General features: G+C 63.5%; 11 protein-coding genes. 2 read left to right on the top strand and 9 right to left on the bottom strand.

Annotated features, from left to right (window positions below; translation table 11 throughout):
* From GWP04_11470 to GWP04_11460, 3 genes are all read right to left on the bottom strand, one after another.
* The coding region (locus GWP04_11470; protein NIA26171.1) for a hypothetical protein at positions 1-357 on the bottom strand (357 nt) is incomplete at its 3' end.
* 140 nt (positions 358-497) lie between these two features.
* Positions 498-959 carry a GatB/YqeY domain-containing protein gene (locus tag GWP04_11465; protein ID NIA26170.1) on the bottom strand — a complete coding sequence of 154 codons (462 nt, stop codon included), beginning with the start codon at positions 957-959 and terminating at the stop codon, positions 498-500.
* Positions 956-1,660, bottom strand: coding sequence for a hypothetical protein (locus tag GWP04_11460; protein ID NIA26169.1), 705 nt, complete (start codon positions 1,658-1,660; stop codon positions 956-958). The genes GWP04_11465 and GWP04_11460 overlap by 4 nt, the downstream gene beginning before the upstream one ends.
* A gap of 82 nt (positions 1,661-1,742) precedes the next feature.
* Between GWP04_11460 and GWP04_11455 the strand changes: the two genes are divergently transcribed.
* Entirely contained in the window at positions 1,743-2,012 is a 270-nt protein-coding gene (locus GWP04_11455; GenBank protein NIA26168.1) for a WhiB family transcriptional regulator, read from the top strand.
* Between the two features lie 43 nt (positions 2,013-2,055).
* Here GWP04_11455 and GWP04_11450 read toward each other — a convergent pair whose 3' ends face one another.
* From GWP04_11450 to GWP04_11435, 4 genes are read right to left on the bottom strand one after another with little or no spacing between them, the layout of a single operon-like run.
* On the bottom strand, positions 2,056-2,277 hold the full coding sequence (locus GWP04_11450) for a DUF3107 family protein (GenBank protein ID NIA26167.1): 222 nt from the start codon (positions 2,275-2,277) through the stop codon (positions 2,056-2,058).
* The gene (locus GWP04_11445) at positions 2,240-5,686 is read right to left on the bottom strand and encodes an AAA family ATPase (protein ID NIA26166.1); all 3,447 of its coding nucleotides are present in this window, start codon (positions 5,684-5,686) and stop codon (positions 2,240-2,242) included. Before GWP04_11445 ends, GWP04_11450 begins: the two co-directional genes overlap by 38 nt.
* The gene (locus GWP04_11440) at positions 5,683-5,901 is read right to left on the bottom strand and encodes a hypothetical protein (GenBank protein NIA26165.1); all 219 of its coding nucleotides are present in this window, start codon (positions 5,899-5,901) and stop codon (positions 5,683-5,685) included. The genes GWP04_11445 and GWP04_11440 overlap by 4 nt, the downstream gene beginning before the upstream one ends.
* A gap of 4 nt (positions 5,902-5,905) precedes the next feature.
* Positions 5,906-6,169, bottom strand: coding sequence for a hypothetical protein (locus GWP04_11435; protein NIA26164.1), 264 nt, complete (start codon positions 6,167-6,169; stop codon positions 5,906-5,908).
* Positions 6,170-6,267: 98 nt separating this feature from the next.
* Between GWP04_11435 and GWP04_11430 the strand changes: the two genes are divergently transcribed.
* Positions 6,268-6,963: a LysM peptidoglycan-binding domain-containing protein gene (locus GWP04_11430; protein NIA26163.1), complete on the top strand. Its 696-nt coding sequence runs from the start codon at positions 6,268-6,270 to the stop codon at positions 6,961-6,963.
* Here GWP04_11430 and GWP04_11425 read toward each other — a convergent pair whose 3' ends face one another.
* Both GWP04_11425 and prs read right to left on the bottom strand, forming a co-directional pair.
* Positions 6,964-7,371, bottom strand: coding sequence for a YjbQ family protein (locus GWP04_11425; GenBank protein ID NIA26162.1), 408 nt, complete (start codon positions 7,369-7,371; stop codon positions 6,964-6,966).
* A gap of 234 nt (positions 7,372-7,605) precedes the next feature.
* Positions 7,606-8,090: ribose-phosphate diphosphokinase (gene prs / locus GWP04_11420; protein NIA26161.1), on the bottom strand; the 485-nt coding region annotated here is incomplete at its 5' end.

The following is an 8,090-nucleotide window of genomic DNA, read 5'->3' as shown; positions in this document are numbered from 1 at the left end:
GTCGATCGCGTGACGGAACTGGGCGAGAACCTCCGGCTCGCCGACGACCGGTGAGTCGAGCCCGGCTGCCACCCGGTACAGGTGCAGCAGGACGTCGCTATCTCTGCGACGAACGCCCGATGCGAGGAGGGCACCGTCCGGATAGAGAATCTCCATGACCCGGTCCAGGGCGGCGTCACATCCGACGCTGACGATTTCGACGCGCAGGCACGTCGAGAGGACGAACGCGTCGATGCCGGCTTCGCTGACCCGTCGATAGGCGGCGGTGAGGACGTCATCTGTGAGTGCGAGCCTGGCGCGGTCCCCCGATGAGATGTCGGGATGCGCAAACGTCAACGAGCTGATCCGAAAGGCCATCTACTCCAAGCCTCGACGTTGCGTGAAAAGCTAGAGAGAGATGGCGCCGACAGCGAGTCGATTCGAATCCGACGCGGTGACGGATGCAGGGTTCCCTGCAACCCGATACCTGATACCTCGTCTCCACTCGAGGAGACGGCCTACCCTGCGCCGAGTTCCTCTCGTACGAGCCTGCCCACCAGCGCTCCGTCCAGCTCATCGCGATGCGACTTCATCAGATGGCCGATCACTCGTCCGGCAGATTTCGGATCGTTGGCACCGAGTTCGGCGATCGCCGCGCGAACTAGAGCAACGGTTTCGGCTTCCGACAGCGTCTTGGGAAGCCAGCGGGAAAGGTACTCGACTTCAAAATCGAGCTTCTCGGCCATCGCCGCCCCTCGCTCCCCGAAGCCGGCGTAGTCGTCACGAGCCTTGCTCATCTTCTTCACGTAGGACGCGATTACCTGCTCGTAGAGTGCATCATCGGCCTCCCCGGTGAAGCCGGGAGCGGTAACCCTGCGAGTGACTTCCGTTTCGATCTGCCGCACGACGTCACGTCTGCGCGCATCGCGTGCCAGCATCGCCTCTCGCAGCTCCGACGCAAGTTCCTCTTTGATGGTCACGAATGCCTCCTGAGTGTCCGTCGAATTCTGCCAGGATCGTCACTGATGATCGCCGACACTCCGGCGATGGCAAGTGCGACGGCTCGATCTTCGTCATTCACCGTCCACACCACCACGTCGAGTCCTCGCTCGAGTAGAGAACCGATCACCGATTCCCTTTCGAGCAGCAACCAGTGCGGCGCGACCACCTGGTGACCGGACGCACATGCCCGGCTCGTCGCCGCCTCCAGAGAACCGTCGGGTTCGACCAGGAGTCCTGTACGGAGACCCGGATACGCCGACCGAATCGCGTCCATGGTGGGCCAGTGGAATGACGTGACTACATCCTGTGGGCGGGCGAGACCGGCAACAGATAGCGGGAATGTGAAGTCCGGGTCGAAGTCGGGGTCCCCCGGGTTGTTCTTGATCTCGATATCCAGTGGAAAGTCGCCGATCACGTCCAGCAGATGCTCGAATCGGGCCGGATGATGGCCTCGCCCGAGATCGATCTTCTCGAGTGTCTCCCATGGAGTCTCGACAACGACGTGGCCACCGAGTGCCGCATCGTGCGAGAGCACGATCACTCCGTCTGCGGTCCGCCGCGTGTCCAGTTCAACGAGATCACAGACGTCTCGAGCCGCCAGAATCCCCGCCAACGTGTTGTCGGGATACTCGAGCCGAAGGCCGCGATGTCCACCGACCACAATTCCAGATAAATCCATGCCATTATCCCTTGCCGAACTTACAGACCAGAGTTAGGGTTCTTGTGAATTACATCACAATCCTTGTTCAAGGAGTTCTGACTTGCTCACCGTAACCACCGAATGGCGTCAGCTTGCCGCCTGCCGGGACTCTGAGCCGACGCTGTTCTTTCCCGTCGGTTCCACCGGCGCGGCTATCGATGCCATCGCCGAAGCAAAAGCCATCTGCTCTCTGTGCTCCGTGAAGGAGGACTGCCTGCAGTACGCGCTCCGATCCAATCAGGAATCCGGAGTGTGGGGAGGCTACGCCGAAGATGAACGGCGTCGCCTCCGCAAGCGCTGGCTTGCGGAACGTAGGCGTCGGGCCAGCTGACTCGACCATCCACGACATGGGCCGGCGGAAACGCCGGCCTTTGTCATGTTCGGAATCCGACATCGACCCTGTGCTCAACCTCGATCTCGACGAAACCAAGCCTTGAGACGGGTATTCCCACCCGCTTACCATCGGCTGCGTCTACCCAGACGAACGCTTCGCTGTTGGAATGGGCTGCCTCCAACATCGTGACAAACGCATCGGCGTCATCGATGTCCAACTCGACTTCACGAGGCGTGTCGGCGATTCCTATTCGAACGCGCATTGTCGGTGTCCTCCTTGAGCGGCGCGGCCATCGTACCGGAAGCGACCTGGATCGGGATCAGATCGCCTCGTGCGATCAGCATTCCTCTCCCCGGAACCATGGATGGTGCCAAACGGACACGCCAGAGATCCTCGTCCCGGTGATCTGGTCGCAAGGCGAGTCCTTCTGCATCGCCGATGATACGGCGTAACCAGTGCCCGTACGCCAGATGATCCGCCTTCGCCGCGACAACGAGGTGGACTCCCGGCGGCACGTGAGACGGATCCATCTGGATTCGATCCGCATCATCGATAAGGCAGAGCCTCGGGAGGGAACCCGGATCAGCCAGAAAGGCGAGAAGGTCGTCCGTTCGTTCACCTCCAACCTGGTTCAGGTTGCCCACGATCGTGACTGCGAGCTTCCCTCGCGCCGAGGTGGCAACCGCCCTCAGGGCCGTCGTCTTGCCTGCACCCCTTCCGCCGGTGATGACGATATGACGACCCTGCTCCAGCCGAAACCCGACAGGGTGAAGCAGCGTTTTCCCTCCTTGTCCGATGGGGATGAACCAAACACCGTTCTCGATACGCGCAGCACTCTCGAACTCGGAAAGGGAGATGCCGCCAGGAAGCGCGTCGATTGCCACGGGCAGATCAACGGGAACGATACCGGTCGACACGGCAGGTTCCGCGATGCGAACGAGCCTGCCTGAAGCGACCCGCAGCGCTGCACCCGTCGCCGGCGGGGTGACTCGCTCGAGCCCCAGCGCCGCATACTCGTACGGGTCCATGAGTCTGAACGCGAAGCGCTCGGGAAACGCCGCCAGCAGGCTCCCCGAGATCGCGCCGACGTGTCGGACCGAGATTCCCGTGAATACGCCGGCCGCCGGCCCGTCTCCAACAACGTGGCGAAACGGGTCCCCAGATGGTGCCCCTTCGGCAAGCAGCAGGATCGGCGGTCCGATCAGACGGCTCCTGCGGCGATGTTCAACCTCCTCGATCAAGTAGCGAAGCAGACGATCTGTCCTCTCACTCTCGCCCGAGGAGACGATGTTGCCCACCTGTGGCATCCGCTCGAGCCCTCGCAGCTCTCCATCCTCGACACCCACTGCGTGAACGTGCGTCTCCGGATGACGCAGGCACACGGCGGTGGCAAGTGCTGCGAGCGCCTTGGTGGACCCGCTGCCTGGCGGTCCGACGAAGAGTACGTTGGTCGCTTCCCACCACAAGACTCGCCGAGACCGGACGTCGTCGATGAGCCCGAATGGTGCAGCCCAGGGAGTGTCCGGCCTCGGTGTCTCCCCCAATTCGCTCATGACAACCCTCTCGGGAAGTTCGGGAGCCCACACGGCTGGAGGCGTGGGCTCTTCAGACTCGATCGCAGCTGCCTCGATCGCGTGAACGAGATTCGCCAGATCGCTCGCCTCTGCGGGCGCACATTGCCACCGTATCGGCTCTCCCACCCGAAACGGCGCCGTTCGCACCTTTGCGTCGCCGGCGTACGTCGTAGCGAGTGCAGACTGGAATTGGACCAGTTCTCCCGGCCCGAGTCTGAGGAATCCTCGTCCTGGAGTGTGCCTGCTGATCCGCGCTGCGCCGGGTGCTCCGATGACGTCCTCCGAATCGGCCGGATCGTGCACGCGCAACGCGATGCGCAGAGCGGTGTTGGCTCGAATCCGGCTGCTGATGACCCCGGCGGGTCGCTGGGTGGCGAGCAGGAGATGCATCCCGAGGCTACGCCCCCGCCGGGCGATGTCGACCAGTCCGTCGAGAGCCTCCGGCGCCTGCTCTGCGAGTGTGGCGAACTCGTCGATGATCACCAGCAGGTGAGGGATCGGCGGATTGCCCCGATACGCGCCAAGATCTTCGGCTCCGTGCGCTCGAAGTCTCTCCTCTCGGTCTCGCACTTCGGCTTCGAGTGCCTCCAAGGCACGATGGGCACTCGTTTCATCCAGGTCGGTGAGTGAACCGACGACATGAGGCAGGCCGGCACAGCTATCGAATGTGGAGCCTCCCTTGTAGTCGATGAGCACAAAGACGATCCGGCTGGGAGGAAATGTCGCGGCGAAGGAGAGCACCAGCGTGCGCAGTAGCTCGCTCTTTCCCGAGCCGGTGGTTCCCGCAAGCAGCCCATGGGGACCGTCGGCGACGAGATCGACTTCGAGGAGTCCTTCGGGACCCAATCCGATCGGTGCACGCAGTTCTCTGTCCTCGCGCCATCGCCGAATGATGGACCTCGAGGTCGGAAACCCGAGGAGCTCCTGAAGTCTCACAGGCTGACCACCCATCCGTGCGCCGGGATCCTCAGGATCTTGCACCCGCGCAAGCGCCCTGGCCGCGACCAGGGCGTCGGTTTCGAACTGCAGCGTGGCACGAACTCGTCGTCGTACACCATCCCCAACCCGTAGGAACGTACCTTCGCCATCCGCTCGCGCCTCGATCACGAAGTCGCAGTCGCCCGGCAGTTCGAGCACCGTCTCCGCGATCACGACGTTCACCGCATCGAGGACCGGCCTATCGCCTCCATCCGTGACGCGGATCTCGAGACCGCCGGTCCGTCCGGCATGTGGGAACCACTTCAACCAGTCCCACGATGGCTCACTCGGCCCCTGCAGCGACATGTCCGCGGGCCCGTGGTGCACGGCCGCCTGCACGAGTACCCATCGCACGATCCCCATCGCCGCTTCTCGATCTCCGGCCACACCCACCGTCACGCCGGACGCCAGCACGACTCCCACAGGATCTCCGCCGGGCGCCAGACCAATCGACACGAGGCCGAAATCCGCATGGTCGGGTCTCCGCTCCCACAATGAGGACGCCATGCGCACGGCACGCTCCACGACTTCATCAGGACCCGGCATCTGGAGGCGACGGTGAGCGAGTCGGTTTCGCTCCCATCGAAGGCGATTCGCCCTGTAGCGACCCATCTCTCTCGCGTGACCCAGCCTCGCCTCACGTCGCTCTCGACGCAATGCCATCCGCCCTTCGATCCACGTACCAGTCGCCATGAGCGGCCCCAGGAGCGAGAACAACGCGAAGACCGGGCCGAAGACCACCGCAAGCACGGTCCCTGCCAACGTGGAGACCACTACCGTGGCCCACGCGAATCGAACCCGTCGATCCGGGATGGCCGTCTGTTCGGGGGGCCGGGGAGGCGCCGGAGCATCGGGCGCACCCACCCTCGGAGGTCGGTTGAAAGTGACCATTCCCGACTGGAAACTGCGGCGCGGGCGTTCGGCCTCAGAGCTGCCGGATGCACCGAGTACGGCTCCGTTGGGGATCTCGGAGATGGAAAGCTCGTCTGCTGCCCGCCAGCCATCGATCCACAGCTTCTCCGGAGTGTCGGAAAGAGCGGATCGCAGATCCGCGACGGTTGCATCCTGTGCCGCGTCGAGCACGAGATCCGTGTCCTTCCATGTGACCAGGATGTTCACGGGGTCGGCATGAGCGCCACTGCAGCGTGGATGTCGGCGCGCACGCCTTCCAAGACCGCGCGCCGATGGCGCAGCTCTGCCTGGAACCGCTCGGCCGCCGGACCCGACCACCAGGCCCCGGCTGCCTGCCCGATCGCCGCAATCTCGTCTTCGAGCGCCGCGACACGGACCGCTATGCCACAGAGGCGGCTGCTGAGCAACGCTTGGTCGAACACCGGGTTATGACGTGGCGGACTCGATGGCCTGTCGGCGCCTCGTGACAGCAGTGGCGTTCTCAGCCATCGCATCGCAAAGCCGGCGCAACGCCGGGATGAACTCACCTGCCCACTGCTCTCTGAACCGGTGTGCGGCTGGTCCCGTCCATGCAGTGGACTGGAGCGAAGCCGTGATTCGAGCCTCGAGCGCTTCGACTGCCGCTGCCTCTTGTCGGAACCTTCCGGCAAGGTCTTCGAGTTGGGCCAGATCGCCCCCGTATACAGCCATGGTGCTCCCTTCCTACAGGGAACCTACGATGCTCGGTAACGATTGTCTAGAGGGTATGAGCATTGACAACCGGTATCACCGGGATGTAGCGTTGCCCTGTGAAGCGACTCGTCGAACTCAGCGCCCTCGTCCTGACCGAAGCCACGGCGATCACCTCTCTCGTGTTGGTTGGACGAGCACCGTTCATGAAGATCGATCTCCAAGTCGCCGACCCGATCGACTCCCTCATGGCGTTGCTCAGGGTGGTCGCTCTCGGTGCCGTCCTCTGGCTCACCGCATCGACCATCGTCTACCTTGCCGCCGGCGCCCGCAGGGTCCGACTCCCCCGCTGGTTCACGATTCCCTTCGTCCGACGGGTCGTCGACCGGGCGATCGCCATCGCGATCGTCTCCGGTGCGGCCGCCCAGCCCGCCCTCGCTACGGCTCCACCGGTAATCGTGACGGTCGATCCCTCCGGTATGGTGCTGCCCCCCGGCGTGCATGCCGGATCAGCGCTCCCTGGACGGTCTCCGGTCCCGGTCCCTGATACATCGAACACGATGACACGGCCCACAACGGACCGATTCGCACCTGCAGCTTCACCGTCGATGGCGACGGCATCGGTCACCGTCCAACCAGGCGACAACTTGTGGAAGATCGCGCGGCGCCACCTTCAGTCGCTCGGCGAAGATCCGGCGAACCGGCGGCTCGCCACCTACTGGGCGAGAGTGGTCGATGTGAATCGGAGCGTGCTTCGCTCCGGGAATCCCGACCTCATCTACCCGGGCGAGACGGTACTGCTCCCTCCGGTCTGATCATCCTTCGATCCAGGACAGCCGAATCCTCCGTTCGGGATTGTCACTGTTCGGGTCGACCAGCACGAGCGACTGCCACGTCCCGAGCGTCATCCTGCCGGCGATGACCGGAATGGTGAGGCTCGGACTGATGAATGCCGGAAGGACATGATCGGCTCCGTGGCCAGGACTGCCATGCCGGTGTCGCCACCTGCCATCTTCTCGCGGCAGAAGGGTATCGATCGACTCGATGAGATCAGCATCGCTTCCGGCGCCGATCTCGATCAACGCGAGCCCGGCTGTCGCATGCTCTGCAAACACGGATAGCAGGCCGTCGCCGCGCCCGGAGACGAACGCATCTGCCTCGGAGGTGATGTCGAACACCCCCCTTCGGTTCCCTGTGGTGACATATACGATCGTCGTGTCCATCCCCCAACACTATCCCGGGGAGCGGCCGGCACGAAGTACGAAATACGAAATACCGCGAGCGCAACGAGCCAAGGAGCCCGCTGAGCAATACATGGCACGCATCTCGGCGACCGTGCATCGCCATTCACGGCGTTCTCGATCCCACCAGTACGACACGGGTAGTGACGGAATCTGCGGCCTTGTGATTGACGCGCACAGCCGCCGATCTACACACCGGCACTACTCAGCAGACTCCTAGAGATTCTCCCCGAGGAAGATCTCCGACACGCTCGACTCGACGAAGATCGCCTGGAGTGCTTCGGCGAATAGGGGGGCGACCGACAGCACCTTCAGCTTCGAAAACCCGAGGGCTTCCTCCGGCACCGGAAGCGTGTTCGCGATGACAACCTCTTTGATCGACGACTTCTCAATACGTTCGATGGCCGGCGAGGACAGCACACCGTGGGTTGCCACAACCTGAACTGACAGAGCGCCCTTCTTCATGAGAAGCCGGGCCGCGCTCGTCACCGTGCCTGCCGTATCGACCATGTCGTCGACGATGATCGTGTGCCTGCCCCGTACTTTCCCGATCATCGCGAGCGCCTCGGAGACATTACGTTTCGTGGCCTCCCGGCGCTTGTGCACGAAGCCGACGTACGCGTTCAGATGCCGCGCGTAACGCTCGGCTCTCTTGACTCCACCGGCATCCGGCGACACGACCGTCGTCGGGCCTTCGAGAC

The organism is Gammaproteobacteria bacterium, from assembly GCA_011682695.1.
In the GTDB taxonomy this organism is placed as follows: domain Bacteria; phylum Actinomycetota; class Acidimicrobiia; order Spongiisociales; family UBA4744; genus BMS3Bbin01.
The sequence above is the reverse complement of the archived record's forward strand: the minus strand, read 5'-3'. Positions and strand labels throughout refer to the sequence as shown.